This is a genomic window from Klebsiella sp. AqSCr (assembly GCF_008452795.1).
Lineage (GTDB): Bacteria > Pseudomonadota > Gammaproteobacteria > Enterobacterales > Enterobacteriaceae > Klebsiella > Klebsiella pneumoniae.
The window spans coordinates 3,033,491-3,045,819 of sequence record NZ_MJDM01000005.1 but is presented as its reverse complement, the minus strand read 5'-3'; the positions used below and the strand labels follow the sequence as shown (position 1 = coordinate 3,045,819).

12 protein-coding genes are annotated in these 12,329 nt (G+C 59.0%); 9 read left to right on the top strand and 3 right to left on the bottom strand.

Annotation, left to right across the window (positions count from 1 at the left end):
- The coding region (locus tag BHE81_RS28815; protein WP_228268721.1) for a 4'-phosphopantetheinyl transferase superfamily protein at positions 1-343 on the top strand (343 nt) is incomplete at its 5' end.
- A gap of 34 nt (positions 344-377) precedes the next feature.
- Here the strand turns inward: BHE81_RS28815 and BHE81_RS18935 are convergent.
- Together BHE81_RS18935 and BHE81_RS18930 are read right to left on the bottom strand one after the other, a co-directional pair.
- Positions 378-1,313 carry a transketolase family protein gene (locus BHE81_RS18935; RefSeq protein ID WP_023302193.1) on the bottom strand — a complete coding sequence of 312 codons (936 nt, stop codon included), beginning with the start codon at positions 1,311-1,313 and terminating at the stop codon, positions 378-380.
- On the bottom strand, positions 1,306-2,136 hold the full coding sequence (locus BHE81_RS18930) for a transketolase (RefSeq protein WP_023302194.1): 831 nt from the start codon (positions 2,134-2,136) through the stop codon (positions 1,306-1,308). The genes BHE81_RS18935 and BHE81_RS18930 overlap by 8 nt, the downstream gene beginning before the upstream one ends.
- 375 nt (positions 2,137-2,511) lie before the next feature.
- On the opposite strand from BHE81_RS18930, the gene BHE81_RS18925 reads away from it, so the two are divergent.
- From BHE81_RS18925 to BHE81_RS18890, 8 genes are all read left to right on the top strand, one after another.
- Positions 2,512-3,462 carry a sugar-binding transcriptional regulator gene (locus BHE81_RS18925; RefSeq protein ID WP_002893602.1) on the top strand — a complete coding sequence of 317 codons (951 nt, stop codon included), beginning with the start codon at positions 2,512-2,514 and terminating at the stop codon, positions 3,460-3,462.
- 349 nt (positions 3,463-3,811) lie between these two features.
- Positions 3,812-5,332: an FGGY family carbohydrate kinase gene (locus BHE81_RS18920; protein ID WP_023302195.1), complete on the top strand. Its 1,521-nt coding sequence runs from the start codon at positions 3,812-3,814 to the stop codon at positions 5,330-5,332.
- 159 nt (positions 5,333-5,491) lie between these two features.
- Positions 5,492-6,427 (top strand): D-ribose ABC transporter substrate-binding protein, encoded by a 936-nt coding sequence (locus BHE81_RS18915; protein WP_002893597.1) that lies wholly within the window; start codon positions 5,492-5,494, stop codon positions 6,425-6,427.
- 43 nt (positions 6,428-6,470) lie between these two features.
- Complete coding sequence (locus BHE81_RS18910) at positions 6,471-7,091, top strand: DUF2291 family protein (RefSeq protein ID WP_004223554.1); 621 nt, start codon at positions 6,471-6,473, stop codon at positions 7,089-7,091.
- A gap of 1 nt (position 7,092) precedes the next feature.
- Positions 7,093-8,637, top strand: a complete 1,545-nt coding sequence (locus tag BHE81_RS18905; RefSeq protein WP_004176928.1) for a sugar ABC transporter ATP-binding protein — start codon at positions 7,093-7,095, stop codon at positions 8,635-8,637.
- Between the two features lie 17 nt (positions 8,638-8,654).
- The gene (locus BHE81_RS18900) at positions 8,655-9,722 is read left to right on the top strand and encodes an ABC transporter permease (protein ID WP_002893591.1); all 1,068 of its coding nucleotides are present in this window, start codon (positions 8,655-8,657) and stop codon (positions 9,720-9,722) included.
- Positions 9,723-9,782: 60 nt separating this feature from the next.
- Complete coding sequence (locus BHE81_RS18895; protein ID WP_002893589.1) at positions 9,783-10,580, top strand: SDR family oxidoreductase; 798 nt, start codon at positions 9,783-9,785, stop codon at positions 10,578-10,580.
- Positions 10,581-10,780: 200 nt separating this feature from the next.
- Positions 10,781-11,566, top strand: coding sequence for an SDR family oxidoreductase (locus BHE81_RS18890; protein ID WP_023342937.1), 786 nt, complete (start codon positions 10,781-10,783; stop codon positions 11,564-11,566).
- Positions 11,567-11,618: 52 nt separating this feature from the next.
- Here BHE81_RS18890 and BHE81_RS18885 read toward each other — a convergent pair whose 3' ends face one another.
- On the bottom strand, positions 11,619-12,224 hold the full coding sequence (locus BHE81_RS18885) for a glutathione S-transferase (protein ID WP_012068413.1): 606 nt from the start codon (positions 12,222-12,224) through the stop codon (positions 11,619-11,621).
- Positions 12,225-12,329: the final 105 nt, after the last annotated feature.

The window sequence follows — 12,329 nt, the reverse complement described above, 5'->3', positions numbered from 1 at the left end:
GGCGGTGATCGCCGATCGGCCGGTGGGCGTCGATATCGAGCGCCGGTTTACCCCACAGCTGGCCGCGGAGCTGGAGAGCAGCATTATCAGCCCGGCGGAAAAAACGGCGCTGCTGCACAGCGGCCTGCCCTTCCCGCTGGCGCTGACGCTGGCGTTTTCGGCGAAAGAGAGTGGGTTTAAGGCGACGCCTGCGGCAAATCAGCGCGCGCTGGGGTTCGCCGATTTTCAGATCGTGGAAATAACGGCAAGCACCTTAGCGCTTATGTTTGCGGAGCAGCGCTATCTCTTGCACTGGATAGCGTCGGAGGAGCAGGTCATTACACTTTGCGTATTGCAGCAGTAAACGCCCGCGCTTCACGCAACGGGCGTTCAGGCCATCAGTCTCTTTTTTGCACCAGGGCAACGATGGCGGCGGCATCAAACCCATGGTACTGACGCATCCAGCCGCGATCGGCGGCGGCGGCGTACTCCCCGTCCGGGATCCCCAACCGCTGCAGGGCAATGCCCACGCCCGCTTCCGCCAGCACTTCCGCCACCAGGCTACCCAACCCGCCGTTGACGTTATGCTCTTCGACGGTGATCACCGAACCACATGGCTGGAGCACCGCCAGCAGCGCCGCGGTATCGCAGGGGCGAATCGACGGCACGCTGACCACTTTCGCCTGGATACCGAGGTCGGCAAGCTGCTGCGCCGCCTCCACCACCTCATGCACCGTCGAACCGGTGGCCACCAGCGCGACGTCCTCGCCTTCACGCAGGGTCAGCACAGCGCCAGGAACAAAGCGATACGACTCGTCAAGCAGCTCCGGCAGCGCCTTGCCATCGAGACGAATATAGACCGGGCCCTGATAAGCAAGGGCATAGTCTATGATCTGCCGACATTCGCGCGGCGTGGAGGGGGCGAAGATCTGGATATTGCCGAAGCCGCGCATCACCGCCAGGTCATCAATTGAATGGTGGGTGCTGGCCAGCGGGCCGTAGCTGGCCCCGGCGTTTAGGCCAAACAGCTTGACGTTGGTGTTGTTGTAACAGACATCCACTTTGATTTGCTCATTGGCCCGCGAGATAAGAAACGGCGCGGCGTTACAGGTCACCGCCACTTTTCCGCCCAGCGCCAGACCGGCGGCGGTGCCGACCATGCTCTGCTCGGCGATGCCGACGTTCACCAGCCGGCCGGGGAACTGTTTAATAAACGGCGCGATTTTGGCCGTTGACGTGGAGTCGGCTACCACCGGCACCAGATCGACGCCGCGCTCCACGGCGGCGATAAAGGCTTCGACCATGACGTTAGCCAGGTGTTCTGCATTACTCATCTTTCAGTTCCTCCAGTGCCAGTGCAATTTCTTCGCCTTTCGGCACCCGGTGGTGCCACTCCGGGCGCCCCTGGATAAAGGAAATACCGGCACCTTTCGTGGTGTTGGCAATAATAACGTTGGGTTTACCTTCCTGCTTCAACCCCTCGATGACCGAGACCACCGAGGCCATGTCGTTACCCTGGCATTCGCTGACTTCCATACCGAAGGCGCGCCATTTATCGGCCAGCGGATCGGTATTCATGATTTCGCGCGTCGGCCCGGCCAGCTGGAGGTTGTTCTTATCATTAATAATGACCAGATTATCCAGGCCGTAATGTGCAGCCGCCAGGGCGGCTTCCCAGTTACTGCCTTCCGCCAGTTCGCCGTCGCCGGTGATCAAAAAAATGCGGCGGGTGCTGTTGCTTTTCTTCGCGGCCAGCGCCAGCCCCACCGCAACAGGCAAACCGTGGCCCAGCGCGCCGGTGTTGAGCTCGATGCCCGGCGTTTTTTGCCGCACCGGGTGGCCGGGGAGATGGGAATTGGCATGCTGGTAGGTCTCCAGCCACTCGACCGGGAAGAAGCCGACTTCCGCCAGGACGCAGTAGTAGCAGCCCACGGCGTGGCCTTTCGACTGGATGTAGATATCGCGCTGCGGGTCGTCGAGCCGGTCCGGCGCGACGTTAAGGACGCGGAAATAGAGCGCGGTTAACAGTTCGACCTGCGAAAGGTCAGCCCCGGTGTGGCCGCCGGCCGGACTATTGGCGTTTAAGCGCACAATATGGCGCCGCACCGCGCGGGCTTTACGCTCCAGCGTCTGAATATCATATCTGTAGGGATTCATTTCACACCTCTGAATTTATTTTCAGCATGGAATATTTATTCCAGCAAGGACTAAAAAAAACCAGATATCCCTATGCCGGGTGGTAAGCCTTCTGCCACAGCGCCCTACTCAGGAACATTCTGCCTCCCGCTCCAGGCGAAGCCCGGATAAACACATTGACTCGAAATTGCCTTGAATATATATTCAATAATGATTCTTTATTCGATTATGGCCTGGCTGTTTTGTTTTTGTCCATAGTCGATTTTGAGGATTGGCAAAAGTTAGACGCCTGTCACACTTAAGTCTGATTTTTTTTCGCGTATGATAAAAGTCACTACGATAATGGCTGCAGCTAACCGCCTGAAGAAAGGCGATAAATGATTTTCGAGGATTAATATGGCTAAGCAGGATGAACAACGGTTATTGGTTAAGATTGCCACGCTTTACTATCTGGAAGGACGAAAGCAGTCTGATATCGCCCAACTTCTCTCGCTGTCTCAGTCATTTGTCTCCCGCGCCATTACCCGCTGCCAGAAAGAAGGCGTCGTCAAGATCAGCGTCGTTCAGCCGTCCAACATCTTTCTGAAGCTCGAAAAAGGGCTTGAGGATCGCTACGGCCTTAAGCAGGCGGTGGTGGTGGATACCGAGGAAGAGGCCAGCGATCATACCATCAAGCGGGCGATTGGCTCCGCCGCCGCCCACTATCTGGAAACCCGGCTGCGGCCAAAAGATCTGATTGGCGTCTCCTCGTGGAGCTCAACCATTCGCGCGATGGTCGATGAAGTTCATGCGCAAAACCTGAAAGCCAGCGGCGTGATCCAACTGCTCGGCGGCGTCGGGCCAAACGGTAACGTGCAGGCGACGATTCTTACCCAGACCCTCGCCCAGCGCCTGAATTGCGACGCCTGGCTGCTGCCGTCACAGAGCATCGAAGGATCCATGGAGGAGCGCAACCGGCTGCTGGCCAGCAAAGACGTCGCTGACGTGGTGTCGCGCTTTGATGAAGTGGATATCGCCATCGTCGGCATCGGCATTCTCGAACCCTCTCAACTGCTGAAAACCTCCGGTAACTACTATCACGAAGATATGCTGCAGGTGCTGGCGGCGCGCGGCGCGGTGGGTGATATCTGCCTGCACTACTACGACAAAAACGGCCATCCGGTGTTACGCGATGATGAAGATCCAGTGATCGGTATGGCGCTGGAGAAGGTCAAAAAATGCCCGAACGTGGTCGCGCTGGCCGGCGGTACCGACAAAGTCGCGGCCATCAAAGGCGCCCTCACCGGCGGCTACATTGATGTTTTAATCACCGATTACCCTACCGCTCGCATGCTGGTTAGCGACTAACCTGCCGCGCTGCTTTTCCTCTCTGCCGCCCTGACGTGCTTTTTTAGCTTCAGGGCTGGCTCTGTTAATACATTTAAATTCAATCAGTTAATCAACCACTCCAGCCGCCTATCGCCGCTTTCGCCGATCGGCGAAATGTGATTGCCAGCACAATTGATGATTTTTCCGGTAGCCCGTCACCGGGTTTGTGGCTTAAGGTATCAAATAAATAATCACTATCGAATATATATTCAGTGATTAAAAAGATGATAATGAAATGTCACAACATGGCCTGCACAGACGCAGGAGACGGTGGGAGATATTCCTCGTCTTCGCGGTTCCAGGACACCGAGTGACCGAGGAGAGCACGATGCAGGCGACAGCAAAAGAGTTCATCATTGCCCTGGATGAAGGCACCACCAACGCCAAAGCGGTGGTGCTGGATAGCCGGGGCAAAGTTATCGTCAAATTCTCGCAGCCGCTGGCGATCCAAACGCCGCGCGACGGCTGGGTGGAGCAATCGGGCGAAGCGCTGGTTACCGCCTCGCTGGCGGTGATCGCCAGCGCGGTGGCCCACGTTGGCGCGGAAAACGTCGCCGCGCTGGCCATCAGCAACCAGCGGGAAACCGCCATCGGCTGGTATCGCGACAGCGGCGAACCGATTAACGCGGCCATTACCTGGCAATGCACCCGCAGCGCCGCGTTCTGCGACACGCTGCGTCACGATCGTCAGGAACAGCACATTAAGCGTGCCACCGGCCTGCCAATCGCCCCGCTGTTCTCGGCCTCCAAAATGCGCTGGCTGCTGGATGCGACTGTCGATGGCCACCTGCGCGCCGAACGCGGTGAGATTTGCCTCGGCACCATCGACAGCTGGCTGCTGTGGAATCTGACTGCTGGAGAAGCCTTCTGCTGCGACTACTCCAATGCCTCCCGCACCCAGCTGCTGAACCTGCACCGCGGCGAGTGGGACGACGAGATGCTGGCGCTGTTCGGCATTCCGCGCGCGGCGTTGCCGGAAATTAAACCGTCGAGCGGCCTCTTCGGCCATACCAAAGGACTGGCCGCCATTCCGGACGGTATTCCGATCATGTCGATGATCGGCGACTCCCACGCCGCGCTGTTCGGCCACGCGCTCGGCGAGGCAGGCTGCGTCAAAGCCACCTACGGCACCGGCTCTTCGGTCATGGCCCCGGTCAAATCGGCGCAGTGCGATATCGACGCGCTGGCGACCACCGTCGCCTGGCACGATGGCGACCAGCTGGTGTGGGGCCTGGAAGGGAATATTCCCCACACCGGCGATGCTGTCGCCTGGATGGCGGACAGCACCGGACTGAGCGAACTCTCTGCCGCCGAGCTGGCCCATGAGCTGAATACCCTCCCCGCCTCCGTCGACTCAACCCTCGGGGTCTACTTCGTGCCGGCGCTGACCGGTCTTGGCGCGCCCTGGTGGGATGACAGCGCCCGCGGCGTGATTTGCGGCCTGAGTCGCGGGGTGAAACGCGCGCATCTGATCCGTGCGGCGCTGGAGTCCATCACCTATCAGATAGCCGACGTGGTGGTGGCGATGCGTCAGCATGAGGAGTTCACCCTGACGGCGTTGATGGTGGACGGCGGGCCGACCAACAATGACTGGCTGATGCAATACCAGGCCGATCTGCTCGGCTGCCCGGTGATGCGCAGCGACGTGCCGGAGCTGTCCGCCATCGGCGCGGCGTTGCTGGCACGCAAAGCGCTCCATCCGGGATCGACCGCCGATCTGCAGGCCTTCTTAACCGAACATAGCACCTTTCAGCCCGACATGGCCCGCCACCAGCGCTTACAAACGCGCTGGCAGGAGTGGCGCCATGCGGTCGACCGAACATTATGGAAACCGGACTCGCCAGCCTGACCGCCAGACTGCGCGACGACACGCATTCACTTATCACAGGAGAAACCCGGCCCATAACGATATCGCTATCCCCGAATACATCAGGGGAAATTTCAGACCGTAAAAGCCTGCCCGCTCAGGGGCTCATTTGTTCGAATATAAAAATACAGGAACAGAGTCATGAAATTACGTATAACCCTTTTAACCGCTGCTACCCTGACCGCCTTCTCCTTTGCCGCGCACGCCGCGGAGAAAGGCACCATTATGATCATGGTCAACTCGCTGGATAACCCGTATTACGCCTCGGAAGCCAAAGGCGCCAGCGAAAAAGCGCAAGCTCTCGGCTACAAAACCACCGTGCTGTCCCATGGCGAAGATGTCAAAAAGCAGAATGAGCTTATCGACACCGCGATTGGTAAAAAAGTGCAGGGCATTATTCTCGATAACGCTGACTCCACCGCCAGCGTCGCCGCCGTTGAAAAAGCCAAAAAAGCGGGCATTCCGGTGGTCTTAATTAACCGCGAAATTCCGGTTGATGATGTGGCACTGGAACAAATTACCCACAATAACTTCCAGGCCGGCTCTGAGGTCGCCAACGTCTTCGTCGAGAAAATGGCGGAGAAAGGCAAATACGCCGAGCTGACCTGCAACCTCGCCGATAATAACTGCGTCACCCGTTCTAAATCTTTCCATCAGGTCATTGACCAATATCCGGATATGGTCAGCGTGGCGAAACAGGATGCCAAAGGCACCCTGATCGACGGCAAACGCATCATGGACAGCATCCTGCAGGCGCACCCCGACGTGAAAGGCGTCATCTGTGGCAACGGGCCGGTAGCCCTTGGCGCGATTGCGGCGCTGAAAGCGGCCAACCGTAGCGATGTGATTGTCGTCGGCATCGACGGCAGCAACGATGAGCGCGACGCCGTGAAAGCCGGCACCCTGCAGGCAACCGTGATGCTGCAGGCGCAGGCCATCGCCGCTCAGGGCGTCACCGATCTGGATAACTACCTGCAAAAAGGCGAGAAGCCGGCGAAGCAGCGCGTGATGTTCCGCGGCATTCTGATTACTCAGGATAACGCCGATAAAGTCCAGGATTTCAACATTAAGTCCTGAGTTCGGGTGGTTGCGCCCCTGCGGGGGCGCAGAGGAGAGCATTATGTTTAAGAAAACCTGTCTGACGCTGGCCGTACTGGCGCTAGGGGGCTGTCGCATCGTCTCGCAGCAGGAGCTGGCAGACCTGAAATCCCCGCCCAACCCGCATATGGCGAATATGGATAAAACCTGGCAGCAGAGCATCGTACCGCAGGTGGTGACGAAAGCGCGTCCGGCGGCGGAACTGATGAGCGCGCTCAAGGCGGCAAAAGACATTGATAGCGCCTGTAAAACCCTCGGCTACCGTGCGCAGGATGAAAACCCCTGCATCTTCTACGTCAAGGTTTCAGGTACCGTCAGCAAACTCGATACCGCCTCGCGCAGCGGCAAAATGACCTTGACCGACGCCAGCGTCGGGAAGGTGACGGTGCAGATTGGCCCTACCCTGCGCGGCACCCAGCTGCGCGACGGCTACAGCGGCGCCAGCTATCAGGACTTTAATGACCAGGTGCTGTTCGGCGAGTACAGCAAGAATATCAACAGTCAGGCGGTCAAAATGATTCAGACAGCCAACGTCAAAACCGGCGACAGCGTGGAGGTGTACGGCGTCTTCTCGGCCTGGGATATTCCACAAACTCTCCCGGAAATTACCCCGGCGAAAATCATTCATACAGGGGGACAATAATATGGCGCCGCACGATCTCGTCGCTCCCCAGCCCGTTGAGTCCGAAGTGATTATCGAAACCCGCGGCCTGTCGCGCGTCTATCCCGGCGTAACCGCCCTGGATAATGTCAATTACCGGGTCTATCGAAATAAGGTCAACGTGCTGATCGGAGAAAATGGTGCGGGTAAATCCACCATGATGAAAATGCTTGCCGGCGTTGAAACGCCCTCCTCCGGGCAAATTATCCTCGATGGTGAAGCAGTTTCATTACAGTCGACGCATCAGGCAGAAAAACTGGGCATCAGTATTATTTTTCAGGAACTGAATTTATTTCCCAATATGAATGTGATGGACAACATCTTCATGGCGAATGAATTCTTTCAGAAAGGACGCATTAACGAAAAATACCAGTACGCGCTGGCCAAATCGCTGCTGGAACGGCTGGAGCTGGATGTCGATCCTTACGCTCCGCTGGGTGAACTCGGTATCGGCCACCAGCAGTTAGTCGAGATTGCCCGCGCCCTGTCGAAAGACACCCGCGTGCTGATCATGGACGAGCCCACCTCGGCGCTGAGCCAGTCTGAGGTCAAAGTGCTGTTCAAGGTGATCGCGCAGCTTAAGCGCCGCGGCGTGACCATCATCTATATCTCGCATCGCCTCGAAGAGCTGATGGAGATTGGCGACAACATCACCATTTTCCGCGACGGTCGCTTTATCAGCGAGCGTCACGTCAGCGACGCCAGCGTACCGTGGATCATCGAGCAGATGGTCGGTGATAAGAAAAAACACTTTGATTATCAACCGGCGCCAAAAGGCGACGCAGTGCTTGACGTCAAAGGGCTGACCGCGCTGCATCCCAGCGGCGGTTACAAGCTCAATGACGTCACCTTCACCCTCAGCAAAGGCGAAGTGATCGGTATTTACGGCCTGCTGGGCGCCGGGCGCACCGAGCTGTTTAAAGGCCTGGTCGGCTTGATGCCCTGCCAGCGCGGCGAGGTGCATCTTAACGGCGAAAGCATCGGCAAATCTCGCTTTCAACAGCGCCTGAAAAAGGGGCTGGCGCTGGTGCCGGAGGACCGTCAGGGCGAAGGCGTGGTGCAGATGATGTCGATTCAGGCCAACATGACGCTCTCTGATTTCAGCCTGCAGGGGTTCCGCCGCGCCTGGCGCTGGTTGAACCCGCAAAAAGAAGAGACCTGCGTGAAAGAGATGATCCAGCAGCTGGCGATCAAGGTCAGCGACGCCACATTGCCCATCACCTCGCTGAGCGGCGGCAATCAACAAAAAGTGGTGCTGGGTAAAGCGCTGATGACCCAGCCGCAGGTGGTGTTCCTCGACGAACCGACGCGCGGCATCGACGTCGGCGCGAAAACCGACGTCTATCACCTGATCGGCAAAATGGCTCAGCAGGGGCTGGCGGTGATGTTCTCATCTTCGGAACTGGATGAGGTGATGGCCCTGGCCGACCGCATCCTGGTGATGGCCGATGGCCGCATTACCGCCGATTTACCGCGCCATGCGGTGACCCGCGAACAGTTAATCGCGGCTTCAACACCTCAAGATTAATCAGGCTGGAATCCATCATGAACCAGAAATATATGATTTATATGTACCTGCTGAAGGCCCGCACCTTTATCGCCCTCCTGCTGGTGATCGCGTTCTTCAGCGTGATGGTACCCAACTTCCTGACCGCCTCTAACCTGCTGATCATGACCCAGCACGTGGCGATCACCGGCCTGCTGGCCATCGGCATGACGCTGGTCATTCTCACCGGCGGCATTGATTTGTCCGTCGGCGCGGTGGCGGGGATCTGCGGCATGGTCGCGGGCGCGCTGCTGACCAACGGCCTGCCGCTGTGGAACGGCGATATCCTCTTCTTTAATGTCCCGGAGGTGATCCTCTGCGTGGCGATCTTCGGTGTGCTGGTCGGTCTGGTCAACGGCGCGGTGATCACCCGCTTCGGCGTGGCGCCGTTTATCTGCACCTTAGGCATGATGTACGTCGCCCGCGGCTCCGCGCTGCTGTTTAACGACGGGAGCACCTACCCGAATCTCAACGGCATGGAAGCGCTGGGCAACACCGGTTTCGCCACCCTCGGATCCGGCACCCTGCTCGGCGTCTATCTGCCGATCTGGCTGATGATCGGCTTCCTCGTGCTGGGCTACTGGCTGACCACTAAAACGCCGCTTGGCCGCTACATCTACGCCATCGGCGGCAATGAGTCTGCCGCCCGCCTCGCCGGCGTGCCGATCGTGAAAGCGAAAATATTCGTCTATGCCTTCTCCGGCCTGTGCGCGGCGTTTGTCGGCCTGATCGTCGCATCACAGCTGCAAACCGCGCACCCGATGACCGGCAACATGTTTGAGATGGACGCCATCGGCGCCACCGTGCTCGGCGGTACCGCGCTGGCCGGCGGCCGCGGCCGGGTGACCGGGTCAATTATCGGCGCCTTCGTCATCGTCTTCCTTGCCGACGGCATGGTGATGATGGGCGTCAGCGACTTCTGGCAGATGGTGATTAAAGGCGTGGTGATTGTCACCGCTGTGGTCGTCGACCAGTTCCAGCAGAAGCTGCAGAGCAAGGTCATCCTGATGCGCCGCCACGAGGAAAAACTGGCCGCCATCCCCCCCAACGGCGCCACCTCCAGCTAACCGGCAACGATTCACATCTTCCGCCGGGCCTGGTGCCCGGCTCAGCGAAAGGGAAAAAATATGCAACGAGATTTCCAGAACAAAACGGTGGTGATCACCGGCGCCTGCCGCGGCATCGGCGCAGGCATTGCCGAGCGCTTTGCCCGCGACGGCGCGAATCTGGTGATGGTCTCCAACGCCGAGCGCGTTCACGAGACCGCCGAAACCCTGCGTCAGCGCTATCAGGCGGATATTTTATCGCTGCAGGTCGATGTCACCGATGAAGCCCAGGTTCAGGGGCTATATGAGCAGGCCGCCGCGCGCTTCGGCACCATCGACGTCTCCATTCAGAACGCCGGGGTGATCACCATCGATTACTACGACCGGATGCCAAAAGCCGATTTCGAAAAAGTGCTGGCGGTCAACACCACCGGCGTATGGCTGTGCTGCCGCGAGGCGGCCAAATATATGGTGAAACAGAATCACGGCAGCCTGATCAACACCTCTTCCGGCCAGGGGCGACAGGGTTTTATCTACACGCCGCACTACGCCGCCAGCAAAATGGGCGTGATCGGCATTACCCAAAGCCTGGCGCACGAGCTGGCGCCGTGGAACATCACCGTCAACGCCTTCTGCCCCGGCATCATTGAGAGCGAGATGTGGGATTACAACGACCGCGTGTGGGGCGAAATTCTCAGCACCGAGCAGAAGCGCTACGGCAAGGGCGAACTGATGGCGGAATGGGTCGAAGGGATCCCAATGAAACGCGCCGGTAAGCCGGAAGACGTGGCCGGGCTGGTGGCCTTCCTCGCCTCCGACGACGCGCGCTATCTCACCGGGCAGACCATCAATATCGATGGCGGTTTGATTATGTCGTAATCCCCGCGGGTTAGCGGGCCCCATCGCCCGAATAAGGCGTCCCGAATTGGCGCTACCACTCCGGGACGGCCCCCCGGTGGCGCTACGCTTACCGGGGCTACGTAACACCGCCGAAAGGTAGCCCGGATAAGGCGCGGCGCGCCGCCATTCGGGAAACAGGGCTCCCGACGTTCGACACTATATTGAAGAGAGTAAACATTATGATCGGTAAAGATTTTGCACAGCAGCTGTTTAACCTGCGGGATCGCGTCGCTTTCGTCACCGGCGCCGGCAGCGGCATCGGCCAGACCATCGCCTGCAGCCTCGCCAGCGCGGGTGCGCGGGTAGTCTGTTTTGATCTTCGCGACGACGGCGGGCTGGCGGAAACGGTCAGCCATATTGAATCCATCGGCGGTCAGGCTTGTTCTTTTACCGGCGATGTCCGCCAGATTGCCGACCTGCGCGCCGCCGTTGCGCTGGCCAAAAACCGCTTTGGCCGCCTCGACATCGCCGTCAACGCCGCCGGGATCGCCAACGCCAATCCGGCGCTGGAGATGGAGAGCGAGCAATGGCAGCGGGTGATCGATATCAATCTCACTGGCGTATGGAACTCCTGCAAAGCGGAAGCGGAACTGATGCTGGAGTCCGGCGGCGGGTCGATTATCAATATCGCCTCGATGTCGGGGATTATTGTTAACCGCGGCCTCGACCAGGCGCATTACAACTGCTCCAAAGCCGGCGTGATCCATCTGTCGAAAAGCCTGGCGATGGAGTGGGTGGGCAAAGGGATCCGCGTCAATTCCATTAGCCCGGGATATACCGCCACGCCGATGAATACCCGTCCGGAGATGGTGCACCAGACCCGCGAGTTTGAAAGCCAGACGCCGATGCAGCGGATGGCGAAGGTGGAAGAGATGGCCGGCCCGGCGCTGTTCCTCGCCAGCGACGCCGCCTCGTTCTGCACCGGCGTAGACCTGGTGGTCGACGGCGGGTTTGTCTGCTGGTGATCCTCTCCTGCTTCAGGGCGCCACGCTGCGGCGCCCCTCTCCCCCCCTGCCGTTAACCCAGCGGATACTGTTGAAACGCCGGCAGCGCCTCCCCCTTCTCCGCCAGCGCGCGAATATGCGGAAACGCCGCGGCCGACACCACCGCCGGGATCATCAACTGGATAAAGGACCAGACCACCGTGCTGGTGACCAGCACCTGATCCGGCTGCGCGGCGGCGGCGCGGTCTGCCAGCCGGGCGTCCCACTCCCGACAGGCGGCCAGCAGTTGGCCGGTCACCCGGGCTATCCACGGCTGATGCTGCTTCTCTTCCGGCCGCAGACGGTGCTCATAAACATGCTGGACCGCTTTTTCACAGGCGGCGAGGATCACCCCCAGCAGGTGCAGATCGCGGGCCAGCGCCTCGGGATGCGCGGGAAGCAGCCGGCGCCCGGCCGGATTGGTCGTTTCGAAATAGTGGAGGATCAGCGTGGAGTCCATCAGCTGCGTCCCGTTATCGAGCACCACCGTCGGCGCCTTGACCACCGGATTAATGCGGGAAAATTCGTCAAAGCCGCTAAAGACCGATAGCGGCAGGCTCTCGAATTCCACGCCATAGAGCGCCAGAGAAACCGCCACGCGTCTTACATAAGGTGAATCCATCATACCAATGAGTTTCATCGTCACTCCTGCCTGCGATAAAGAGGTTGCGGCTTTACCTTACTGGAAAACCGATGCCGCGAATATCACCAGATACTTACCGCAACGGTTAGTAAAACTAACAGA

Excerpts from the sequence above, each read along its gene's own strand:
- BHE81_RS18935 (WP_023302193.1), bottom strand. The coding sequence starts at position 1,313 with ATGAGTAATGCAGAACACCTGGCTAACGTCATGGTCGAAGCCTTTATC.
- BHE81_RS18930 (WP_023302194.1), bottom strand. The coding sequence starts at position 2,136 with ATGAATCCCTACAGATATGATATTCAGACGCTGGAGCGTAAAGCCCGC.
- BHE81_RS18925 (WP_002893602.1), top strand. The coding sequence starts at position 2,512 with ATGGCTAAGCAGGATGAACAACGGTTATTGGTTAAGATTGCCACGCTT.
- BHE81_RS18920 (WP_023302195.1), top strand. The coding sequence starts at position 3,812 with ATGCAGGCGACAGCAAAAGAGTTCATCATTGCCCTGGATGAAGGCACC.
- BHE81_RS18915 (WP_002893597.1), top strand. The coding sequence starts at position 5,492 with ATGAAATTACGTATAACCCTTTTAACCGCTGCTACCCTGACCGCCTTC.
- BHE81_RS18910 (WP_004223554.1), top strand. The coding sequence starts at position 6,471 with ATGTTTAAGAAAACCTGTCTGACGCTGGCCGTACTGGCGCTAGGGGGC.
- BHE81_RS18905 (WP_004176928.1), top strand. The coding sequence starts at position 7,093 with ATGGCGCCGCACGATCTCGTCGCTCCCCAGCCCGTTGAGTCCGAAGTG.
- BHE81_RS18900 (WP_002893591.1), top strand. The coding sequence starts at position 8,655 with ATGAACCAGAAATATATGATTTATATGTACCTGCTGAAGGCCCGCACC.
- BHE81_RS18895 (WP_002893589.1), top strand. The coding sequence starts at position 9,783 with ATGCAACGAGATTTCCAGAACAAAACGGTGGTGATCACCGGCGCCTGC.
- BHE81_RS18890 (WP_023342937.1), top strand. The coding sequence starts at position 10,781 with ATGATCGGTAAAGATTTTGCACAGCAGCTGTTTAACCTGCGGGATCGC.
- BHE81_RS18885 (WP_012068413.1), bottom strand. The coding sequence starts at position 12,224 with ATGAAACTCATTGGTATGATGGATTCACCTTATGTAAGACGCGTGGCG.